This window comes from Mycobacterium numidiamassiliense (assembly GCF_900157365.1).
In the GTDB taxonomy this organism is placed as follows: domain Bacteria; phylum Actinomycetota; class Actinomycetes; order Mycobacteriales; family Mycobacteriaceae; genus Mycobacterium; species Mycobacterium numidiamassiliense.
This window is the reverse complement of the sequence record NZ_FUEZ01000004.1, coordinates 3,655,338-3,677,774: the sequence shown is the minus strand read 5'-3', so window position 1 is coordinate 3,677,774 and position 22,437 is coordinate 3,655,338. Positions and strand designations below refer to the sequence as shown.

The 22,437-nt window shown below is 66.5% G+C and carries 11 protein-coding genes and 1 riboswitch; of the genes, 6 read left to right on the top strand and 5 right to left on the bottom strand.

Translation table 11 applies throughout. From position 1 onward, the window contains the following. The first annotated feature begins 17 nt into the window (after positions 1–17). From MNAB215_RS25735 to MNAB215_RS25725, 3 genes are all read left to right on the top strand, one after another. Positions 18–6,389, top strand: coding sequence for a type I polyketide synthase (locus tag MNAB215_RS25735; protein WP_077081289.1), 6,372 nt, complete (start codon positions 18–20; stop codon positions 6,387–6,389). Next, positions 6,389–9,463 carry a type I polyketide synthase gene (locus MNAB215_RS25730; protein WP_077081288.1) on the top strand — a complete coding sequence of 1,025 codons (3,075 nt, stop codon included), beginning with the start codon at positions 6,389–6,391 and terminating at the stop codon, positions 9,461–9,463. The genes MNAB215_RS25735 and MNAB215_RS25730 overlap by 1 nt, the downstream gene beginning before the upstream one ends. Positions 9,464–9,611: 148 nt before the next feature. Continuing rightward, positions 9,612–10,682 (top strand): type III polyketide synthase, encoded by a 1,071-nt coding sequence (locus MNAB215_RS25725; RefSeq protein WP_077081287.1) that lies wholly within the window; start codon positions 9,612–9,614, stop codon positions 10,680–10,682. On the opposite strand, the gene MNAB215_RS25720 is transcribed toward MNAB215_RS25725, so the two are convergent. Next, positions 10,665–11,948 (bottom strand): cytochrome P450, encoded by a 1,284-nt coding sequence (locus MNAB215_RS25720; RefSeq protein ID WP_108637811.1) that lies wholly within the window; start codon positions 11,946–11,948, stop codon positions 10,665–10,667. The two genes, MNAB215_RS25725 and MNAB215_RS25720, sit on opposite strands and share 18 nt — an antisense overlap. 162 nt (positions 11,949–12,110) lie before the next feature. Then, positions 12,111–12,281, top strand: a riboswitch (M-box (ykoK) riboswitch). 265 nt (positions 12,282–12,546) lie between these two features. On the opposite strand from MNAB215_RS25720, the gene MNAB215_RS25715 reads away from it, so the two are divergent. Continuing rightward, positions 12,547–14,217, top strand: a complete 1,671-nt coding sequence (locus MNAB215_RS25715) for an NAD-binding protein (RefSeq protein WP_077082338.1) — start codon at positions 12,547–12,549, stop codon at positions 14,215–14,217. 42 nt (positions 14,218–14,259) lie between these two features. On the opposite strand, the gene MNAB215_RS25710 is transcribed toward MNAB215_RS25715, so the two are convergent. Beyond that, a complete protein-coding gene (locus MNAB215_RS25710; RefSeq protein ID WP_077081286.1) occupies positions 14,260–16,038 on the bottom strand; it encodes an ABC-F family ATP-binding cassette domain-containing protein in 1,779 nt (592 codons plus the stop codon). Positions 16,039–17,071: 1,033 nt separating this feature from the next. Here MNAB215_RS25710 and MNAB215_RS25700 point away from each other — a divergent pair. Together MNAB215_RS25700 and MNAB215_RS25695 are read left to right on the top strand one after the other, a co-directional pair. Further along, positions 17,072–20,056 (top strand): acyl-CoA synthetase, encoded by a 2,985-nt coding sequence (locus MNAB215_RS25700; RefSeq protein WP_077081285.1) that lies wholly within the window; start codon positions 17,072–17,074, stop codon positions 20,054–20,056. Continuing rightward, complete coding sequence (locus tag MNAB215_RS25695) at positions 20,049–20,273, top strand: Trm112 family protein (RefSeq protein ID WP_077081284.1); 225 nt, start codon at positions 20,049–20,051, stop codon at positions 20,271–20,273. The genes MNAB215_RS25700 and MNAB215_RS25695 overlap by 8 nt, the downstream gene beginning before the upstream one ends. Here MNAB215_RS25695 and MNAB215_RS25690 read toward each other — a convergent pair. From MNAB215_RS25690 to MNAB215_RS25680, 3 genes are read right to left on the bottom strand one after another with little or no spacing between them, the layout of a single operon-like run. Continuing rightward, a complete protein-coding gene (locus MNAB215_RS25690; RefSeq protein WP_077081283.1) occupies positions 20,239–20,865 on the bottom strand; it encodes a TetR/AcrR family transcriptional regulator in 627 nt (208 codons plus the stop codon). The genes MNAB215_RS25695 and MNAB215_RS25690 overlap by 35 nt on opposite strands. Position 20,866: 1 nt before the next feature. Beyond that, positions 20,867–21,616 carry an ABC transporter permease gene (locus tag MNAB215_RS25685; RefSeq protein WP_245830403.1) on the bottom strand — a complete coding sequence of 250 codons (750 nt, stop codon included), beginning with the start codon at positions 21,614–21,616 and terminating at the stop codon, positions 20,867–20,869. A gap of 2 nt (positions 21,617–21,618) precedes the next feature. Then, positions 21,619–22,383, bottom strand: coding sequence for an ABC transporter ATP-binding protein (locus tag MNAB215_RS25680; RefSeq protein ID WP_077081282.1), 765 nt, complete (start codon positions 22,381–22,383; stop codon positions 21,619–21,621). Positions 22,384–22,437: the final 54 nt, after the last annotated feature.

The window sequence follows — 22,437 nt, the reverse complement described above, 5'->3', positions numbered from 1 at the left end:
GACGCCAAGGAGCGGCAGTGTCGGACACCGACAAACAACTTGACTACCTGAAGCGGCTCACCGCGGATCTGCGGCGCACTAAGCGGCGCGTCGCGGAGCTGGAAGGCAAGCTCTCCGAGCCGGTCGCGGTGGTGGGGATGGCGTGCCGGTATCCGGGCGATGTGGATTCACCAGACGCGTTGTGGCAGATGGTGGTTGAGGGCCGCGACGCCGTGTCGGACTTTCCGGCGGACCGCGGCTGGGACGTCGCCGGGCTGTTCGATGCCGACCCCGATGCCCCCGGCAAGATGTACGTGCGTCAGGGTTCTTTTCTCGCCGATGCCGGGGACTTCGATGCCGGGTTCTTCGGCGTTGGCCCCAGCGAGGCACTGGCGATGGATCCACAGCAACGGTTGATGCTGGAGCTGTCGTGGGAAGCCTTGGAGCGCTCGGGAATTGACCCGTTGGATCTGCGGGGTTCGGCGACCGGGGTGTTCGCCGGTGTCATTCATGCCGGTTACGGCGGCCAGGTGGAGGGCGAGCTGGAGGGGTACGGGCTCACCGGGTCGACGCTGAGCGTGGCCTCGGGCCGGGTGTCCTACGTGCTGGGCCTGGAAGGCCCCGCCGTGTCGGTGGATACCGCGTGTTCGTCGTCGCTGGTGGCGCTACACCTGGCCGCGCAGTCGCTGCGATCCGGCGAATGCGACCTGGCCCTGGTCGGCGGCGTCACCGTCATGGCCACGCCCGCGGCCTTTGTCGAATTCAGCCGTCAGCGGGCGCTTGCCGCCGACGGTCGGTGCAAGGTGTATGCGGGTGCCGCCGACGGCACCGCATGGTCGGAAGGCGCCGGGGTTCTGGTGGTGGAGCGCCTGGCCGACGCGCGCCGAGCCGGGCACCCGGTGCTCGCGCTGGTTCGCGCTACCGCCGTCAATCAAGACGGCGCCTCCAACGGGCTGACCGCCCCGAACGGGCCCAGCCAGCAACGGGTTATCCGCACGGCCCTGGCGAGTGGGGGGCTGACGGCAGCGGACGTCGACGTGGTCGAGGGGCACGGCACCGGGACCGTCCTGGGGGATCCGATTGAGGCGCAGGCATTGTTGGCGACCTACGGCCAGGATCGGCCCGCGGATCGTCCGCTGTGGCTGGGCTCGATCAAATCGAACATTGGTCACACCTCGGCCGCAGCGGGAGTGGCCGGAGTGATCAAGATGATCGAGGCCATCCAGCACGAGGTGTTGCCGCAGACCTTGCATGTGGATGTGCCTTCCCCGCATGTGGATTGGTCCGCCGGCGCGGTGTCGGTGCTGACGGAATCGCGACCCTGGCCGAGCGGCGACGCTCCGCGCCGCGCCGGGGTGTCGTCGTTCGGGATCAGCGGGACGAACGCACACGTGATCATCGAAGAACCCCCGGCACCGGACGCTGAAAGCGTTGTGGCGCAATCTCAAGCGGGGGAGACGGCGTGGGTGCTGTCGGCTCGCTCGGAGCAGGCGTTGGCCAATCAGGCCAAGCGGTTGCTTGCACACGTGTCGGGCAACGCGGAGCTCAGCCCCGTCGATGTGGCGTGGTCCTTGGTGACGACCCGGGCGGTGTTCGACCACCGGGCCGTGGTGGTCGGCGCGGACCGCGACCGTCTGGCGGCGGGCTTGATGGAGCTGGCCGCCGGTGAGCCGGGCGCTGGCGTCACGGCGGGGCGTGTCCGCTCGGCGGGCAAGACGGTGTTCGTCTTTCCTGGCCAGGGGTCACAGTGGCTGGGAATGGGTCAGCAGCTCTACGGCCGTTTCCCCGAGTTCGCGCGGGCGTTTGACGAGGCGGTCGACGCGCTGGATCCGCATCTGCGGTTGCCGCTGCGCGAGGTGATGTGGGGCAGTGACGCCGCGTTGCTGCAGAGCACGGAGTTCGCGCAGTCGGCGCTGTTTGCCGTCGAGGTGGCGTTGGCCGCGCTGTTGGCGACCTGGGGTGTGCTGCCTGACGTGGTGACGGGCCATTCGGTGGGCGAGATCACCGCGGCGTATGTGGCGGGCGTGCTGACGCTTTCGGATGCGGCCACGGTGGTCGCGGGCCGCGGTCGGCTGATGGCCGCGTTGCCGGCCGGGGGCGCGATGGTCGCGGTCGCCGCCAGCGAAGCAGAGGTAACGCCGTTGCTGACCGCCGACGTGAACCTCGCGGCCGTCAACGCGCCCAACGCCGTGGTGATTTCGGGAGTTGAGGCCGCGGTCGCCGCGGTGGCCGACGGACTGGCGCAGCAGGGCCGTCGGGTGCATCGGCTGGCGGTTTCGCACGCGTTCCATTCCGCGCTCATGGAGCCGATGCTCGAGGAGTTCGCGCAACTGCTCGCCGGCATTTCGGTGTCCCCGCCACGAATCAGCTTGGTGTCCAACCTGACTGGGCAACTGGCCGGCCCCGGCTACGGGTCGCCGCAATACTGGGCCGAGCACGTGCGCCAGCCGGTACGTTTCGCCGACGGGGTGCGGGCTGCGGAGTCGTTGGGCGCCCGGGCTTTCGTGGAGGTCGGTCCGGGCCGCGGCCTCACCGCCGCCGTGGAGCAGTCGTTGACCACCGAACAGGCGACATCGGTGGTCATGCTCGGCAAGGATCGCCCCGAAGCCGAGTCGGCACTGGCGGCGCTCGGGCATTTGTTCACCATTGGCGTCGCAGTGGATTGGCCCGCGGCGGTCGGAGTCGGCCGCCGGGTCGATCTACCGACGTACGGGTTTGTCCGGCAACGATTCTGGCTTCCCATCGGCGCGGTGGGATCGGGCAACGTGAGCGGTGTGGGCCTAGCCCGGGCCGCGCATCCGTTGCTGGGTGCGGTCGTGGAGCGACCCGATTCCGGCGGCGTGGTGCTGACGGGCTCGTTGTCCGTGGGCGGAGCGCCGTGGTTGGCGGATCACGTCGTCGACGGGGTGGTGTTGTTCCCCGGCGCCGGGTTCGTGGAATTGGCGTTGCGGGCCGGCGATGAGGTCGGCTGTTCGGTGGTCGACGAGCTGACGTTGTTGGCTCCGTTGGTGTTGCCGCCGGGCGGTGCGGCCCGTGTGCAGGTCGTCGTCGACGCCGCGGGAGAGTCGGGCTCTCGGGCGGTGTGGGTGTATTCGCGCGGTGCGGCCGCGGATTCGGCGTGGGTCTTGCATGCTCAGGGTGCGTTGAGTAGTACCGCGCAGCCCGGACCCGCCGCGGACCTGTCGGTGTGGCCTCCGGTCGGGGCTTCCGCGGTCGAAGCCGGTGACGTGTACGGGGTGCTGGCGGCACGGGGCTACGACTATGGACCCGCATTCCGCGGCCTTCGAGCGCTATGGCGGCGCGGACAGGAGGTCTTCGCCGAAGTGTCCGCCGGCGAGGGCGTGACCGCGGGCGGCTTCGGGATCCATCCGGCCGTACTGGACGCTGCGTTGCATGCTTGGGGGATTGCCGAGGGTGGTGATTCGACGATGCTCCCGTTCTCCTGGCAGGGAGTCTGCCTGCATGCCGCCGGGGCCTCACGGGTTCGGGTTCGCATCGCGCCGGCGGGCAGCGGGTCGGTGTCGGTGGACTTGGCAGACGGGACGGGCCTGCCGGTTTTGTCGGTGCGGGAGTTGGTGGTTCGTCCGATCTCGATCGGTGCGCTGTCGGCCGCCCTGGCGGCCGCTGCCGGTGGCGGCGGCGGATTATACGAAGTCGCGTGGTCCCCGGTGTTGCTGGAGCCGAACGCCGTTGCTGTCGAGCACGTGTGGGAGCCGAGCTCTGGAACCGACGATGGGGTCGGGCCGGTGTATTCGGTGACTCATGAAGCGCTGGGTGTGTTGCAGTCCTGGCTGGCCGGCAGCGACGCGGGTCCGTTCGTCGTGCTGACTCATGGCGCGGTGGGTTTGGCCGGTGAGGACGTCACGGATCTGGCGGGCGCGGCCGTGTGGGGGTTGGTGCGTGCGGCGCAGGCCGAGCAGCCGGGCCGGGTGGTGCTGATCGATTCGGACGGGTCGTTAGACGTAGCCGACGTAATCGGTTGCGGTGAGCCGCAATTGGTGGTGCGCTCCGGCGTCGCACATGCCGCTCGACTGGGAGCGGTAGGGGCCGGCGCGGTGCTGGAGCTACCGCCCGGCGGATGGCGATTGGCCGCGGGCGGTGGCGGCACATTGGAAGACGTGGTGGTTGCCCCGACCGGGCCGGCGGAGCTGGCGGCCGGGCAGGTGCGGGTGGCGGTCGCCGCGGTCGGGGTGAACTTCCGGGATGTGCTGGTGGCGTTGGGGATGTATCCCGGCGGCGGCGAGCTCGGCGCCGAGGGCGCGGGTGTCGTCCTCGAGGTCGGCCCCGGCGTCACCGGGCTCTCCGTCGGAGATTCGGTGCTGGGTTTGATTGGGGTTGTCGGCTCCGAGGCGGTGGTGGACGCGCGGTTTGTTACTACGGTGCCGGCGGATTGGTCGTTGGCCGAGGCCGCCGGCGTGCCGGTGGTGTTCTTGACCGCCCTGTACGGGTTGTCGGTGTTGGCCGGACTCAAGGCCGGCGAGCGAGTCTTGGTGCACGCCGCCACTGGTGGGGTCGGCATGGCGGCCGTGCAACTGGCCCGGCACTGGGGGGCCGAAGTGTTCGTCACTGCCAGCCGCGGTAAGTGGGACACGTTGCGGGCGATGGGTTTTGACGACGATCATATCGGCGATACCCGGACCGTGGATTTCGAAGCGAAGTTTCTGGCGACCACCGGCGGGGCCGGGGTCGATGTGGTGCTCAACTCGCTGGCCGGGGAGTTCCTCGACGCCTCGTTGCGGTTGCTGGTTGGTGGCGGGCGCTTCATCGAGATGGGCAAGACCGACCTGCGTGACCCCGAGGCGGTGGCAGCCCAGCACCACGGCGCCTACTACCGGGCCTTTGACCTGATGGAAGCCGGGCCCGACCACATCGCGTCGATGCTGTCCGACTTGATCGAACTTTTTGACGTGGGTGTGTTGAAGCCGTTGCCGGTCAAGATGTTTGACGTGCGCAGCGCCTCGGCGGCGTACCGGTTCGTCAGCCAGGCTCGCCAGATCGGCAAGGTGGTGTTGACCCTGCCGGATGGTCCAAGCGATCCGGTGTTGGCCGGTTCGGGCGGCGGATTGGCCGGCGGCAGCGTGCTGATCACCGGGGGCACCGGGATGGCCGGCTCGGCGGTGGCCGCCCATCTGGTGGCCCGCTACGGGGTGGCCCATGTGGTGCTACTCAGTCGCAGCGGCGCCGACGGCGAGGGTGTGGCGGAGCTACTCGATCAGCTGAAAGGCGCCGGGGCGGAGGTGTCGGTCCTAGCCTGCGATGTCAGCGACCGGGATGCGGTAGCGGATGTGATTGCCGCGCTGCCGAACCAATATCCCCTCAAGGGTGTGTTCCATGCCGCGGGGGTGCTCGATGACGGGCTGATCGCGTCGTTGACGCCCGATCGGGTGGACACGGTGTTGCGGAGCAAGGTCGACGGTGCCTGGAACCTGCACGAGTTGACCCGCGACATGGATTTGTCGGCGTTCGTGATGTTCTCGTCGATGGCCGGGATCGTGGGTTCCCCGGGACAGGGCAATTACGCCGCGGCGAACAGCTTCCTCGACGGCCTGGCCACCCATCGGCGTGCACAGGGCCTTGCGGGGTTGTCGGTGGCCTGGGGGCTGTGGGAGCAAGCCAGCGGCATGACCGGACACCTCAGCGACCGGGACAAAGCCCGGATGAGCCGGGGCGGCCTCGCGCCGCTGTCCACCCCCCATGCCCTGCAGCTGTTCGACGAGGCCATGCTGGCCGATCGTCCGCTGCTGGTCGCCGCCCGCATCGACGCGACGGGGCTGGGGGCCAGCGGCGCCGTCCCGCCGGTGCTGCGGGACCTGGTCGCCCGGCCCGGGCGGCGGCTCATCAGTGATGCCGACGCGGCGGTGTCGACGTCGGGGTTGGCCGCCCGGCTGCAGGGGCTGAGTCCCGAGCAGCGTCATCACCAGTTGGTGGAGCTGGTATGCACCAACGCCGCAACCGTGTTAGGCAGGTCCAGCGCCGACATCGAGGCCCAGCTGCCCTTCCAGGACCTCGGCTTCGACTCGTTGACCGCGGTGGAACTGCGTAACCGGCTCAAAACGGCCACCGGGCTTACACTTTCACCCAACCTGATCTTCGACTTCCCGACGCCGGCGGCGCTGGCCGAGCATGTGGACGCACAGCTGCGCTCCGTGGCAACCGAGGCACCCGCAGGCGGGCCGGATCAGCTGGCGCGCTTCAACGACATCGCCCGCGAGCTGCAAACACTGGTCAACCAACCGAATTGGACACCGGAAGACAGAACCCGCCTGGCGACCCGCATCCACGTCATCCTGACCGAGCTCGAAAGCCCACCGCCGCTGACGCCCGACGACGCGCACGCCATCGACGACGACCTCACCACCGCCACCGATCGCGAACTCTTCGCCCTCCTCGATGACGACCTCGGCCCCTGATGTCACCCACCGACGTAGCGGTGATCGGCCTCGCCTGCAGGTTGCCCGGCGCCGCCACCAGCCGAGACTTCTGGCATCTCGTCCGTGACGGACGGGAAGTGAGCGATTCGCCGTGCGATGCCGCCGAGTTCGACGCGGACTTCTTCAACCTCTCGCCCCGCGAGGCCTGCGCGATGGATCCGCGGCAGCGGCTGGCCCTCGAATTGGCATGGGAACTCTTCGAAGACGCGCTCCTGGTGCCGGAAACCTCACGTGGCGAGCAGGTTTCGGTCTTCGTGGGTGCGATGACCGACGACTACGCGGTCTTGACGCTTCGCGAGGGAACGGACAACCTCGACCATCACTCGTTCGGCGGTGTCAGCCGCACAATGATCGCCAACAGGATCTCCTACGCCCTCGGGCTACAGGGTTCGAGCATGATCGTCGACACCGGTCAGTCGTCTTCGCTCGTCGCGGTGCATCTGGCCTGCGAAAGCCTGTGCGCAGGCGAGTCACGGCTGGCGATAGCCGGCGGGATCCACCTCAATCTGGCGGACGAAACCGCCATGCTCGAAAAAGAATTCGGCGCGATGTCGATGTCAGGTCATACCTACGCGTTTGACGGGCGTGCGGATGGCTACGTGCGGGCCGAGGGTGCCGGCCTGGTGCTGCTGAAGCCGTTGGGCCCCGCCATCCGGGACGGAAACAGAATCCGCGCCGTCATCCGGGGGAGCGCGGTCGGCAACTCCGGGCACACCTCCGCCGGCCAGACGGTGCCCTCGGTGTCGGGACAGGCCGATGTCATCCGCCGTGCACTCGCACGCGCGGGCCTTGATGGCGGCGACGTCGACTACATCGAGGCACACGGCACCGGAACCGAAGTCGGCGACCCCGTCGAGGCCAGGGCACTGGGTGAGATATTCGCCGAGCGTCAACAGGATCCGGTACGTATCGGATCGGTAAAGACCAATATCGGCCACACTGGCAGTGCTGCCGGCATCGCGGGCTTGCTCAAGGCGGTGCTGACCGTTGAAAACGGTGTGATCCCACCGAGTCTCAACTATGACAGCACCGCCTCCGGGAATGACCTGAAAAGCTTTGGCCTGCAGGTTAATACCACATTGGCGTCGTGGCCGGTGCGAGACCGGCCGCGACGGGCCGGGGTGTCGTCGTTCGGAATGGGCGGGACGAACGCGCATGTGATTGTCGAGGAGGCGCCCGCACAGCCCGACAGCGTCGTGGTTGAACCTGAACAGGACATGCCGATGGCATGGGTGCTGTCGGCGCGCTCCGAGCAAGCCTTGACCAACCAGGCCGCGCGGCTAGCGGTTCGCGTCGCCGCCGACGACGGTCTCACGGCGACGGACGTGGCGTGGTCGCTGGCCACCACCCGGTCGGTCTTCGAGCACCGTGCCGTGCTGGTGGGCGGCGATCGTCAAGTTCTCGCAACGGGTTTGACGCGACTGGCCGACGGCGATCCGGGCGCGATCGCCGGACGCGCCAGGGCAACGGGCAAGACGGTTTTCGTGTTTCCCGGGCAAGGCTCCCAATGGCTGGGGATGGGGCGGCAGCTCTACCATCGGTTTCCGGTCTTCGCCCGGGCATTCGACCATGCGGTCGACGCGGTGGACGCCCATCTGCGCTCGGGTCTGCGCGACGTGATCTGGGGTATCGACCCGGACCTGCTGGCCAATACCGAGTTCGCCCAGCCCGCGCTGTTCGTCGTCGAGGTGGCACTGACGGCGCTGCTGCAGGCCTGGGGAATCGAACCCGACTTGGTGATGGGCCATTCGGTGGGGGAGATCACCGCGGCCCATGTGGCGGGCGTGCTCACACTTGACGACGCCGCGCGACTTGTCGCGGCCCGGGGCCGCTTGATGGCGGGCCTGCCGGACGGCGGAGTCATGGTGGCGGTGGCCGCCGGCGAGGACGAGGTGACTCCGTTGCTCACCGATGGTGTCGCGATCGCGGCGGTCAATGCCCGGAACTCCGTGGTGATTTCGGGCGCCGAGGTCCCGGTGAGTGCCCTGGCGGACCGGTTGGCACAGCAGGGAGCGCGGGTGCATCGGCTGGCGGTGTCGCACGCGTTTCATTCGGTGTTGGTAGAGCCCATGATTGACGAATTTGGCCGGTTGGTGGCGGACGTCGAGGCCGGCGAACCGCGGATTGGCTTGGTATCCAACCTGACTGGGCGGCTCGCCGGTGCTGGCTATGGATCGGCACAGTATTGGGTCGAGCACGTGCGTCAACCGGTGCGGTTTCTCGACGGTGTACGGCTGGCGGAGTCGTTGGGAGCCAACGTGTTTGTCGAGGTAGGCCCGGCCGCCGGCTTGAGCGCGGCGGTGGAGCACTCGCTGAGTACCGAGCACGCCGCCGCGGTGGCAACCCTGGCCAAGGATCGGCCCGAAGTCGACACGCTGCTCGTTGCGGCCGGTCAACTTTTCGCTCTCGGCACGCCGGTTGTCTGGCCGTCCGTGCTGAGCGGCCTGGGTGGCCGCCAAGTCGAGCTGCCGACGTATGGTTTTGCCCGGCAGCGGTTTTGGCTCGGGTTGGGCGCAGACGCACCCGCTCCGGTAAGCCGGGCCGCGGACCTGGCCGAGCAGCTGCAAGCCCTGACCCCCGATGATCAGCACCGTCGGCTGGTGGAATTGGTGTGTACGCACGCGGCGACCGTGTTGGGCCACTCGAGCAGCCGCGACATCGATGTCGAGCGCGCCTTCCAGGACATCGGTTTTGAATCGCTGACCGGCGTCGAGCTTCGCAACCGTCTCAAAGCCGTTACTGGGTTGGCTTTGTCGCGCACGCTGATCTTCGACTTTCCCACTCCGGCGGCGTTGGCCGATCACTTGCGTCGTCAACTGCTACACGAGGACCGTGACGATTCCGGCGACGAAAAGATCTGGTCGTCGCTCAAAAAAATTCCGCTGCGCGAACTTCGGCGAACCGGGTTGCTCGACAAACTACTGCTGCTGGCCGGCGAGTCGGACGCGCCGCTTCCCGATCCCGAGGTCGGCAACGACATCATCGACGCGTTAAGCGCCGATGCGCTGATCGCTATGGCGTTGGAGTCCAATAGCGCGGATGATGCTGATTGACGGAAATCCCTGCTGGTGGAGACGATTACGTGCAGGGTTTCGCCCCCATATACGACATGTGTTGAATAGCTATTTCTTTGCGGGCCTGAACCAGACCGCATAAACTTTCGTGACATCGGGGGAATTGGCTTTTGAGTAAAGGCTGGGTATGAGCGTAATCGCAGGTGTAGTCGGTGCATTGCCACCGCATCGGTACAGCCAGAGCGAGATTACCGACCGATTCGTCGAGTTGCCGGTTTTGCGGGAGCACGAGGAAATCGTCCGGCGTCTCCACGCCGGCGCGAAGGTCAACAGCCGCCACCTAGTTCTGCCGCTCGAGCAGTATTCATCGCTCACCGACTTCAGCGAGACCAACGAAATCTTCGTCGAAAACGCGGTCAACCTGGGGTGCGAGGCGCTGTTGGGCGCTCTCGACGAGGCGGGGCTGCAGCCCGAAGACGTCGACATGATCGCCACCACGACCGTCACCGGCGTGGCGGTGCCGTCGCTGGACGCCTGCATCGCGGGACGGATTGGCCTGCGGCCGGACGTGCGCCGGGTGCCACTGTTCGGACTGGGCTGTGCCGCAGGTGCGGCGGGTTTGGCGACGGTGCACAACTACCTGCGGGGCGCGCCCGACGGTGTCGCGGTCCTGGTATCGATCGAGCTGTGCTCACTGACCTTCCCCACGGTCAAGCCCACCGTGTCTGGGCTGGTCGCGACCGCGATGTTCGGCGATGGGGCGGCCGCGGTGGTCGCCGTCGGAGATCGTCGCGCCGAACAAGACCGGCAGCTACGGCCCGGCGGTCCCGACATCGTCGATTCGCAAACCCGCCTCTACCCGGAATCGCTGCACGTCATGGCGTGGAACGTTGGTCCCGGTGGCCTGCAGCCCGTGTTCTCCCCGGAACTGCCCGCAGTGATCGAACGGGACCTGGCCGCCGACGTCGATCGATTCCTCAGCGGACACGGGTTGACCAGAAGCGACATCGAAGCATGGGTGGCCCATCCTGGCGGTCCGAAGGTGATCACAGCCATCGGTAAGAGCCTCGACCTGCCCCCGGAGGCGCTTGAGCTGACCTGGCGCTCGTTGGGTGAGATTGCGAATCTCTCGTCGGCCTCCGTGCTGCACGTGCTGCGCGACACGATCGCCAAACCCCCGGCCGGCGGCAGCCCAGGGCTGATCGTCGCGATGGGTCCAGGGTTCTCTTCCGAGCTCGTGTTACTGCGCTGGCACTGAGTCGGCGATATCGACGACCAGACCCGGCGTGGGACTGAGCGCGGCCAGGTTCGCCGCGCGGATTCGCTGAGCGGGAAACCGTAGCTTCGTTCTGGCGACCAGCCGGGCAAGCATGACCGTCATCTCGGTCGTGGCCATGACCGCTCCGATGCAGCGGTGCAACCCGCCGCTGAAGGGAATGAACTCGTGCGGTGCGGGCTTGCGGTAGCCGACCGATTCCGGATCCCAGCGCGACGGCCGAAACTCCCGCGGGTCCGGCCACAGCTCAGGTAGTCGGTGGGTGACATACGCGCTGAAGATCAGCAAGCGGCCCGCCCGGATGCGATGCCCGTCGAACGAGAGGTCGCGCATCACCCGGCGGGCGGAGATCACGCCGGGTGAGTACAACCGAAGGGTCTCGTGTACGACGCCGTTGAGGTAGGTCAGCGCTTCCAGGTCGGTGGCGGCCGGTGGCCCGTCGCCCACGACGCGGCGGACCTCTTCTGCGGCTTCGTCCCACGCGTCCGGCAGGGTCAGCAGCGTGTAGATCGCCCAGGCCAGCGCGCCGCTGGTGGTCTCGTAGCCGGCGGTGATGAGCGAGATAATCGAGTCGCGAATCTCGTTGTTACTCAACGTGTATCCCTCTTCGCCGCGACCGTTGATCAGCATGGTCATCATGTGGTCGTCCGGTCTGGGCGCGGTGCGGGCGTCGGCGATCTGGGCGTCGATGAAGTCGTTGAGACGCTTTCGCGCGGCCATCGCCCGTCGCCAGCCGGGCGAGTTGAGGCGCTGCTGCAGCGCCACCACCTGGGGCAGTTGGTGGGTCAGGTCGAGCAAGGGTTGGAGTTGCTCGCCGAGGAAGTCGGAGTGCATCGCCAAGCGCGTGCCGAACAGGCTCTCGGCAGTGCTGCGCCGGACCGCCGAGCGGCACTGCCGGTAGATGTCCAGCCGCTGCCCCGGGCGCCAGGCGTCGATGACGGTGTCGATGTTGGACACCATGGTCTCGACGTAGTCCTGGATCTGCCGATGCCGCAGCCCGGGCGCCACCACACTGCGCCGGCGGCGGTGGTCGTCACCGTCGCTGACGATCAGCGCGGTGGGCCCGTCGACGATTGCCAGGCTTTCAAACGTCTGGGCCCAGCTGAACGCATCGGCGTTGGCGAAAACGAACTTGTTGGCCTCGGGGCCGAGCAGATACGTGTAGCCGTGGCGTCCGACGCCCGAATTGATCACCGGGCCCCGGAGCCGGTAGAGGGTGAGAAGCGCCTCGCCGGGGGGATATCTCACCGGCCGGAATGGTCGCTTGCTCATCGGATTCTCCCCGCGCGGACCGTGGCGGCCGTGGCTCGAGATTACCCGATAGCTGGTCATATTCACGGCGATGACCTGAGCTTCTGCCGTCGCGCAGCCGATTGACTTGCACCGCTTGGGGAGCCATCATGGGGTCTGCGAACACCTCGGTAGGTGAGGCGTCTGCACGGACATAGGCCACTGACCCCGAACGTCGAAAGACGCCCCGGGTCAGGACAGCTCCTCCCGGCATAAGGGTTGAGCCAAAGTGGCTTCCAGAAGTCTTGGGTACGCCGTGCAGTGCCAAAGCTCTGACGAGAGGGGTGTAGGTCCTTGCGGTTCCACATGGCCGCTTCAGGTCTGGATCCCCAGCTCGTCTAGGCGTTGCCTGGCGTGGCGTGCTGCGCGCGGATCGGTCATTCCCAGGGGGAATGTCAGCCTGAGCAAGGAGTGAAAGCTTATGTGGGACAACGTCAAACCGTGGTGGGCGGGCCGGGACAACGACATCGATGACGTCGACGAGATCGATGACGCGGATGACACTCCGGTGCGGTTGCAAAGCCACATCATTGTCAGCGGCGATGACGCGTTGGCCATGACGATCGTGGAGGAGCTCAACAAGGCCGGCGTCAGTATCGTCAAGCTTACCACCGCCGACCTCACCGTCGCCGAGCTCGTCGATGCCGGAGTCGACCGTGCTCTTGCCGTCGTATGCGCTGAAGCCGATGATGCGCTCAACCTCGAAATCGCCTTGCTGGCAAGGAAAGCCAACCCGGATGTCCGCGTGGTGGCGCGGGTACACAACGACGTGGTGCGCGCGGCGATGGCCGACGGCAATGGGCCCGGCGCCATCCTCGACATCGCCGAGCTGGCGGCGGAATCGGTCGTCGAGGCATGCCTGGCGAGTACCGCGCACCCGTTTGAGGCCGCCGGTGTCGAGTTCGTCGTCTGGACCACCGAGGTACCGCGCGACGGAACACTGCGCGAGATCTACGACGATCTGGCACCGGTGGCGGTGATTCAGGGCGACAACTCCTCGTCGCCGGGCGAGTTGGTGGCGTGCCCACAGCGCGATCAGCGAGTGCACGCGGGTGACATGACGGCGATGATCGGCACCGCCGAGCAGCTGGCCGCCCGCGGTGTCCGGGCAACGCGACAGCGCGACACGCCCACCCGGCGGTATCGGATGCGGCGGGTGTTGGATGCCGTGCGCACCATGCGCGACGACGTCAACCCCCTGTTTTACCCCGCGTGGGTGGTGGGAATGATCCTGCTGATCGGCTCCACGATGGTGTTGCGCTACAGCTACCAGCGCCCGGGCGGCATGAAGTGGATGGACGCGTTGTACTTCAGCGCCGAGACAATCACCACTGTCGGCTTCGGCGACTTCAACTTCATCGACCAGCCCACCTGGCTGCGGTTGTTCAGCGTGATCTTGATGTTCGTCGGCATGACCACCACGGCGATCCTCGTCGCGTTCATTGCCGACCTGCTGCTGTCGCGTCGCTTCATCCACACCTCCGGCCGCCGACGGGTCCGCCATCTGCGCGACCACGTCGTCGTCGTCGGTCTCGGCTCCCTGGGGATGCAGGTGGTGACGGATTTGACCGCCGCGGGCCACGAGGTCGCCGTCATCGAGCTCGACGACGAAAACTCATTGTTATCTGCGGTCGACGACCTCGACGTGCCGGTGATCTATGGGGACGCGACGCTGCCGCAGACGCTGGAGTCGGCGTGTGTCGAACACGCTCGCGCGGTGGCGGTGCTGACCCATGACGACATGGTCAACATCGAGACCGGCATCGTGTTGAGCGAGATGACCGGCGATGCCGTGACACCCGAGGCCCACGGGCCCGAAGTTCCACTCGTGCTCCGCGTGTACGACCGCGAGCTTGGTTTCGCGGTCGCGCAACGGTTCGGATTCGACTACGTGCGCTCGACGGTGGAGCTGGCCGCGCCGTGGTTCGTCGGCGCCGCGATCGGGCTGCAGGTGGTGGGTACGTTTTCGGTTGGGCAGAGTGCGTTCATGGTGGGCGCGCTGCACGTGGACGCCGGTGGTGACCTCGATGGGCTGCGGATCGTCGAGATGCCCGCCAAGACCCGCGTGATCGCGATCTCCCGGCCGGACGCGCCCGTCGTGGTGCACCCACGCAGCGAGCACACACTGCGAGCCGGCGACACCGCCTACCTCGTCGGCCCGTATCGGGAACTGCTGGATACGTTGCGTACCAGGCAGCGGCCGCTGCAGATTGTCACCAGTGTGTAGCGCGCGAGTGTGTCTCTCCCACAACGGGATTGCCGAACGCGACTACCCGACGACGTCCGACAGCTCCAGCCAGCGCGTCTCCAGGTCGGTGACCTCGTCTTCGAGCGCTCGTAGCTGCCGGGTCAGCTCGGCCACGGCGACATGGTCGGACTGGTCTTGTTCGGCCAGTTCGAGGTGTTTGGTCGCGATCCGGTCGGCCAGGCGGGCGAGCTGGCGATCAACCGAGGCCAACTCTTTCTCCGCGGCGCGACGCTGCGCGCCGGACAGGGCCTGCGGCTCGGTTGCCGTCGAAGCCGCCGGCGACTTCGGCACCTCGGTGGAACGTGCTGCCAGCCGCAGATATTCGTCGATACCACCGGGCAGGTGTCGCAACCGGCCATCAAGAATCGCGTACTGCTGGTCGGTGATCCGTTCGAGCAGATACCGGTCGTGCGAGACGACGATCAACGTGCCCGGCCACGAGTCGAGCAGATCCTCGGTGGCGGTGAGCATGTCGGTGTCCACGTCGTTGGTGGGCTCGTCGAGAAGCAGGACGTTCGGCTCCGATAACAAGGTGAGCATGAGTTGCAACCGGCGGCGCTGCCCGCCGGAGAGATCGCCGACACGCGCGGAGAGTTGGCCGGCACCGAAGCCGAGTCGTTCCAACAGCTGTGTCGGCGTCACCTGGCGGCCCTCCACCTCATAGTCGCCGCGCAGCCTGCCCAGCACGTCGGCGATCCGATCTTCGGCGAGGCTGGCCAGCTCGCCGCCCTGCTGATCGAGCACGGCGAGTCGGACGGTCTTGCCGTGCTTGACGCGTCCGCTGTCCGGCGTCACGGTGCCCGCGATCAACCCCAACAGGGTCGATTTGCCGGCGCCGTTGGCTCCGACGATGCCGGTGCGTTCGCCGGGGCCGATCCGCCATTCGACATCACGCAGCACCGGGCGGCCGTCGAACGAGACCGACACGTCGAGCAGGTCGATCACATCCTTGCCGAGTCGTGCCGTCGCCAGCTTGGCCAGCTCGACGGCATTGCGCAACGGCGGCACGTCGGCGATCAGTTGGTTGGCGGCGTCGATGCGGAACTTGGGTTTCGAGGTGCGGGCCGGCGGCCCGCGGCGGAGCCAGGCCAGCTCCTTGCGCATCAGGTTCTGCCGTTTGGCCTCAGTGCTGGCGGCCTGCCGGTCGCGCTCCACCCGCTGCAACACGTAGGCCGCGTACCCGCCCTCGAAGGGTTCGACGATTCCGTCGTGCACTTCCCATGTCGTGTTGGCGACTTCGTCGAGAAACCAGCGGTCGTGGGTCACCACCAGCAGGCCGCCGGTGTTGGCCGGCCAGCGTCGGCGTAGGTGCTCGGCCAACCAGGTGATGCCTTCGATGTCGAGGTGGTTGGTGGGCTCATCCAATGCGATGACGTCCCATTCGCCCATCAGCAGCGCAGCCAGCTGCACCCGTCGGCGCTGACCGCCGCTGAGGGTGGAAATCGTTGCATCCCAGTCGATATCGGCTACCAGCCCGCTCGCCACATCCCGGATGCGCGGGTCGCCGGCCCACTGGTGTTCGGGTTGATCACCGACCAGCGTCCAGCCGACGGTGTGGTCGTTGTCGAGGGTGTCGGCCTGGCTCAGCGCGACGACCCGCAGTCCGCTGCGGTGGGTGACCCGGCCCGCGTGGGGCTGCTGGTCGCCGGTCAGCAGCCGCAGCAGGCTGGACTTACCGTCGCCGTTTCGCCCGACGATGCCGATGCGCGCGCCCTCGTTGACTCCGAGCGTGACCGAGTCGAACACCAGCTGATTCGGATATGCCAGGTGTACGGCTTCGGCCCCCAGTAGATGCGCCACCGGGCCGACGGTAGCAAAAGATGGAGGTGGCCCGCGGGCCGAGCGCACTGCCAAGCCGGTTGTGGGGTCGCGCATGACGCCGCGAAAGCCGTTTCAAGATCGTACTTTTGGGTACCGACTTTTCTCATTTCCCTTCTCTCGGAAGGTAAATGCCGACGCCTCCAGCGCCACGGTATGGCATATAGCAACCCGCCGCCCCGATTAGATCCGTTAAGCCCTAGTGTCGCAATCAATTTAGGTATATAACGCTTATTCATCAGGCCACCCTTGGCTACGCTTCCGTAGGCAAGAAACGCGGTCTTCGAGGGCAAAAGACGCGAAAAAGTTTTTGCTGAAATCTATCCAATAAGCACTTTGGCGGCTTACGCTGGTTCAGTCTCGGGCAACAGAATCGGGTCTTCTGGCAACAGATTGTCCTCAGACGAAGGGGGTTCGTTTATGTCTCGTGTCAGCAGCAAGATCGTCGTCGCGGTCGTCCTTGCTTTCACCGCCGCTACGGCTTCGGCATGTACGTTTCCGATAACGGTCACGTGCTCCGGAACCACTTGCACCACAGGGTAATAGCGCACCTTTAAACCAGCGCACGCCGGCCGGATAACAAACTATCTGCCGTCGTGGAAGCACGCCCAGCAATCGGGCGGTGACTCCGCAACAACGCCGGCGTGCGCTGGGCTCGCATGAAAAAGCAGCCCCGCTGCAGCGGTCGTGAGGACCGCGAGCAGAGCGGCAACACGTTTCATGTCTGAAGGTTACGAACTCTAACCGTGGCGCGGCTGAAACCTGCCCAAGATTTTGCTGGGAAGGCCGATCCGAACACGGTTCACGGTGCCCGGTACTCGAGGGGTTACCGGGGCCGCACGCCACGGCAATTGTCGCGACCTCGATACCGTCTGGGCGCACGCCCACGTTTGCCATGTCGCGGACATCATCTGCGGTTCGGATCGCTCCCGCATTCGGAGCAAACTGCCTGACCAGAACCGCCGGCCGAGCCGATGTGCCATGATGTCCAAGCTGTCAACAATGGGGAGCGGCGGTGGATCTCAACTTTTCGCTGATCACGCGACCGGTCGAGCGTCTGGTCGCCACGGCACAGAACGGGCTGGAAGTTCTGCGGCTCGGAGGTCTGGAGACGGGAAGCGTCCCGTCGCCCTCCCAGATCGTCGAGAGCGTGCCGATGTACAAGCTCCGGCGGTACTTTCCACCCGATAACCGTCCCGGACAGCCGCCGGTCGGCCCGCCGGTGCTGATGGTGCACCCAATGATGATGTCGGCGGACATGTGGGACGTCACCCGTGACGAAGGCGCGGTGGGGATCCTGCACGCCAGCGGGCTGGATCCGTGGGTTATCGACTTCGGTTCGCCCGACAAGGTCGAGGGCGGCATGCGCCGCAATCTCGCCGACCACATCGTCGCGCTCAGCCAGGCCATCGACACCGTGAAGGATGCCACTGGCAGCGATGTGCATCTGGTCGGCTACTCGCAGGGCGGCATGTGGTGCTATCAGGTCGCCGCCTACCGGCGTTCGAAAGCCCTCGCCAGCATCGTGACGTTCGGTTCGCCGGTGGACACCCTGGCCGCCTTGCCGATGGGCATCCCGGCGAATTTCGCCGCGCCCGCCGCCAACTTCATGGCCGACCACGTCTTCAGCCGGCTGGCGATCCCGGGCTGGATGGCGCGGGCCGGTTTTCAAATGCTCGATCCGCTCAAGACGGCCAAGGCCCGCGTCGACTTCGTGCGTCAACTGCATGACCGTGAGGCGCTATTGCCGCGCGAACAGCAGCGCAGATTCCTTGAGTCCGAAGGCTGGATCGCCTGGTCGGGCCCGGCGATATCGGAGTTGCTGAAGCAATTCATCGCGCACAACCGCATGATGACCGGCGGATTCGCCGTCAACGGGCAGTTGGTGACGCTCACCGATATCACCTGCCCGGTGCTGGCGTTCGTCGGCACCGTCGATGACATCGGCCAGCCGGCGTCGGTACGCGGCATCCGGCGGGCAGCGCCGAACGCCGAGGTGTACGAATCGCTGATCAGGACAGGACATTTCGGGCTCGTCGTGGGATCCAAAGCGGCGCAGCACGGTTGGCCGACCGTCGCGGAATGGGTGCGCTGGCTGTCCACCGGCGGCGACAAGCCGGCGGGCATCGACTTGATGGCGGATCAGCCGGCCGAACACACCGATAGCGGCGTCACGTTCAGTTCCCGGCTCACGCACGGCATCGGTGAGGCCTCGGAAGCGGCGCTGGAGCTGGTGCGCGGTGCCGCCGACGCGGCAGTGGCAGCCAACAAATCGGTGCGGGCGCTGGCCGTGGAGACGGTCCGCACACTCCCGCGGCTTGCCCGCCTCGGACAAATCAATGACCACACCCGAATCTCGTTGGGCCGCATCATCAGTGAGCAGGCGAGCAACGCCCCACAAGGGGAGTTCCTGCTGTTCGACGGCCGTGTGCACACTTACGAGGCGGTCGACCGGCGGATCAACAATGTGGTGCGTGGCCTGATCGAAGTCGGCGTCCGCCAAGGCGATCGGGTGGGTGTGCTGATGGAGACGCGGCCCAGTGCCCTGGTCGCGATCGCTGCGCTGTCCCGGCTTGGCGCGGTCGCCGTAGTGATGCGGCCCGATGCCGATCTCGCCGAGTCCGTCCGGCTCGGGCGCGTGACCGAGATCCTGACCGACCCCACCAACCTGGACGCCGCCCGTGAATGGTCGGGGCAGGTGCTGGTGCTGGGCGGCGGTGAGTCCCGGGATCTGCACCTGCCCGAGGACGCCAACGTCATCGACATGGAGAAGATCGACCCCGACGCCGTCGAGCTGCCCGCGTGGTACCGGCCCAACCCGGGATTGGCCCGGGATCTGGCCTTCATCGCGTTCAATGCCGCCGGCGGCGAGCTGGTCGCCAAGCAGATCACCAACTACCGCTGGGCGATCTCGGCCTTCGGGACCGCGTCGGCGGCCGGGCTGGACCGCAATGACACCGTGTATTGCTTGACGCCCCTGCACCATGAGTCCGCGCTGTTGGTCTCGCTGGGCGGGGCGGTCGTCGGCGGTACCCGCATCGCACTGTCGCGTGGCCTGAGTACCGACCGGTTCGTCAACGAGATACGGCAGTACGGCGTCACCGTGGTGTCCTATACCTGGGCGATGCTTCGCGACGTCGTGGACGACCCGGCCTTTGTCCTGCACGGCAACCACCCTGTGCGGCTGTTCATCGGTTCGGGGATGCCGACCGGATTGTGGGAACGCGTCGTCGATGCATTCGCGCCCGCACACGTCGTCGAGTTCTTCGCCACGACCGATGGACAGGCGGTGCTGGCCCACGTGTCCGGCGCCAAGATCGGCAGCAAAGGCCGCCTCCTGCCCGGAGCAGGACGGGGTGAGCTGGCTGCCTACGACGCCGAACGCGATCTGATCCTGGAAACCGATCGCGGCTTCGTGCAGATCCCCGAGGCGAACCAGGTCGGGGTGTTGCTCGCCGCGTCCCGCGGGCCCATCGACCCGACCGCATCGGTCAAACGTGGGGTCTTCGCGGCCGGCGACACCTGGGTATCGACCGAGAACTTGTTCCGCCGCGACGAGGACGGTGACTACTGGTTGCTTGGTCGCCGCGGCTCGGTGGTCCACACGGCGCGGGGGCTGGTGTATACCGAGCCGGTCACCGACGCGCTTGGCCTAATCAACGGCGTCGACCTTGCCGTCACCTACAACGTGCCGTTCGGCAACCTGGAGGTCGCGGTGTCGGCGGTGACGTTGTTGCCGGGGGCCAGCATCACCGCGGCGGATTTGACCGAGGCCGTCGCGGAAATGCCGATCGGGCTGGGGCCCGACATTGTGTGCGTGGTGCCGGAGATGACGCTGAGCGCGACCTACCGTCCCACCGTTAGTGCGCTGCGCGCGGCCGGGATTCCCAAATCCGGGCGCCACGCCTGGTATTTCGACACCGCCACCTCGCAGTACCGCCGGTTGACTCCGGCGGTGCGGGCCGAACTGAGCGCCGTGTATCGAGGCACCGATGCTTGACGACGCCCTGCTGAAGATTCTGGTCTGCCCGGCCGATCGGGGCCCGCTGCTGCTGGTGGACCTCAACGATGGGGAGCTGCTGTACAACCCGCGGTTGCGCCGCGCGTACCGGATTGAGGACGGGATCCCGGTGCTGCTGATCGACGAGGCCCGCGACGTCGACGACGACGAGCACGCCCGGCTTACGGAACGAACCCGTCCGGCAGATCCCCAGTGAGGTAACGCTGCAGGTTCGGCGCGACGGTCTCCGCGACCTGGTCGGCGGGCAGCGACGCGAACGGCTCCAGTGCAATGATGTAGCGGGCTATCAGGAGGCCCACGAGCTGGGACGCGACGAACTGGACGCGGATGATCCCGCTTCCCGGCGGATTGTCAACGCGTGCACCCACTTCGACGGCGATGATGTCTTGGATGAAGGATCGGAACAGGTTGACCTCCGACCCGGTCAGGATCGACCGCAGCGTGGCAATGAACGCGGCTCCCAACTCCGAATCCCACAGCGGCAACAACAGTGACGGAATTTTATGGCCGAGCTCCACGACGGGCGTCTCACGCAACGGGCCGATGATGTCCATCGGGTCGATCGGAATCCGTACGGCCGCCGCGAACAGCTTCTCCTTGGTCCCGAAGTAGTGATGCACCAACGCCGAATCGACACCGGCCGCTGTGGCCACCGCACGTATCGATGTACGACCAATGCCGTTGCGCGCAAACAACTCTCGCGCGCTAATGAGGATGCGCTCCCGAGTGTCGGAGTTTCCTGCCGGTCGCCCGGGACGCCGTTTGCGTCCGGTGTTGGTTGCCGTCACGCTACGGTGTCCGGCGACGTAAGGTCGCTGCGGCCACGCATAGCGCCGCGATCGCGAAGCCCATCACGACGATGATGTCACGCAATGCGATGCCCGTGAGCCCCGGGTGAGAGTTCACCTGCTGCAGCGCTTCGAGCGCGTAGCTGGCCGGCAGCACATCGCTGATCCATTGCAGCCAGGTCGACATCAGTGCCCGGGGGACGATGATGCCGGCCAGCAATAGCTGAGGCACCATCACCAGCGGGATGAATTGCACGGCCTGAAACTCGGTGCGCGCGAAGGCGCTACAGAGCAGGCCCAGGCCCACGCCCAGGACAGCGTTGACGATCGCGATCACGAACACCCACACCGGGCTGCCCGCGGTGTCGAAGCCGAGCACCCAGAACGACACCCCGCATGCCAGCGTGGCCTGCACCGCGGCGGCGATCCCGAATGCCGTCCCGTAGGCCAGCAGCAGGTCCAGCCGGCGCAGCGGCGTCGTCAGGATGCGCTCCAATGTTCCCGACGCCCGCTCCCGTTGCATGGTGATGGCCGTAATGATGAACATCACGAAGAGCGGGAATAGGCCCAGCAGTATCAGGCACGCATTGTTGAACGGTGCCGGAGTACCGGGACGATGGGGGATCTTGTCAAACATGAAGTACATCAACGAGATAACTAAGACTGGCACCACCAGGATCATTGCCACGCTGCGATGGTCAGCGGCCAGCTGACGCAGGATCCGTGTCGTCGTGGCGGTGTAAGCCCGCAACCCTATCCGGCCTGAGGCACGGTGTTGCGCATGATCATGGACAGAAACGCGTCCTCCAGTGACGTGCATCCGGTGTCCTCTCGTAGTTGGGTGGGTGTGGTGTGAGCAACCAGGCGGCCTTCGCGCATCAGCAGTAGGTCACCGCAGCGGTCGGCTTCGTCCATCACATGGCTGGAGACCAGCAGCGTGGTCCCGCCCCGGGCAAGATCGGCGAACTGCTCCCAGAGGTCAACCCGAAGAACGGGGTCCAGCCCCACGGTCGGCTCGTCGAGCACCAGCAGCTCAGGCTCACACACCAGCGCGCAGGCGAGCGAGACCCTGGTGCGCTGACCTCCGGAGAGGTTGCCGCAGAACGCGGTTCGATGGTTCGTCAGGCCCACCCGCTCGATAGCGGAATCCGCGGCCTTGCCGTCGAATCCGTATAGCGCCGCGAGATAGCGGACGTTGTCGATGATCCGCAGATCGTTGTAGATGGTCGGGTCCTGGGGGAGATAACCCACGCGGTGGCGCAGCTCGGCACATCCCGCGGGTCTGCGCAGGACGGTGACCCTGCCCGAGGTCACGATCTGGGTGCCGACGATGCAACGGATCAAGGTGGTCTTGCCGCAGCCGGACGGCCCGAGCAGACCGGTGATGCTGCTGCGCCCGATCTGCACCGAAAAGTCCTGCAGGGCAGTTATTTTCCCGCGCTTAACTTGCAGATTCTCGATGGACACAGCGGGCTCCGCGCTGTGCGGAATTAATTCATCACGCGATGAACTCATCATGTGATGAATAGTTGTCCCCCGACGCGGGATTGTCAAGGGTGCGAGCTATCGCCG

Bases quoted from the DNA above. Each gene is read 5' to 3' on its own strand.
- MNAB215_RS25730 (WP_077081288.1), top strand. From the start codon at position 6,389: ATGTCACCCACCGACGTAGCGGTGATCGGCCTCGCCTGCAGGTTGCCC.
- MNAB215_RS25725 (WP_077081287.1), top strand. From the start codon at position 9,612: ATGAGCGTAATCGCAGGTGTAGTCGGTGCATTGCCACCGCATCGGTAC.
- MNAB215_RS25715 (WP_077082338.1), top strand. From the start codon at position 12,547: ATGACGATCGTGGAGGAGCTCAACAAGGCCGGCGTCAGTATCGTCAAG.
- MNAB215_RS25695 (WP_077081284.1), top strand. From the start codon at position 20,049: ATGCTTGACGACGCCCTGCTGAAGATTCTGGTCTGCCCGGCCGATCGG.
- MNAB215_RS25680 (WP_077081282.1), bottom strand. From the start codon at position 22,383: ATGATGAGTTCATCGCGTGATGAATTAATTCCGCACAGCGCGGAGCCC.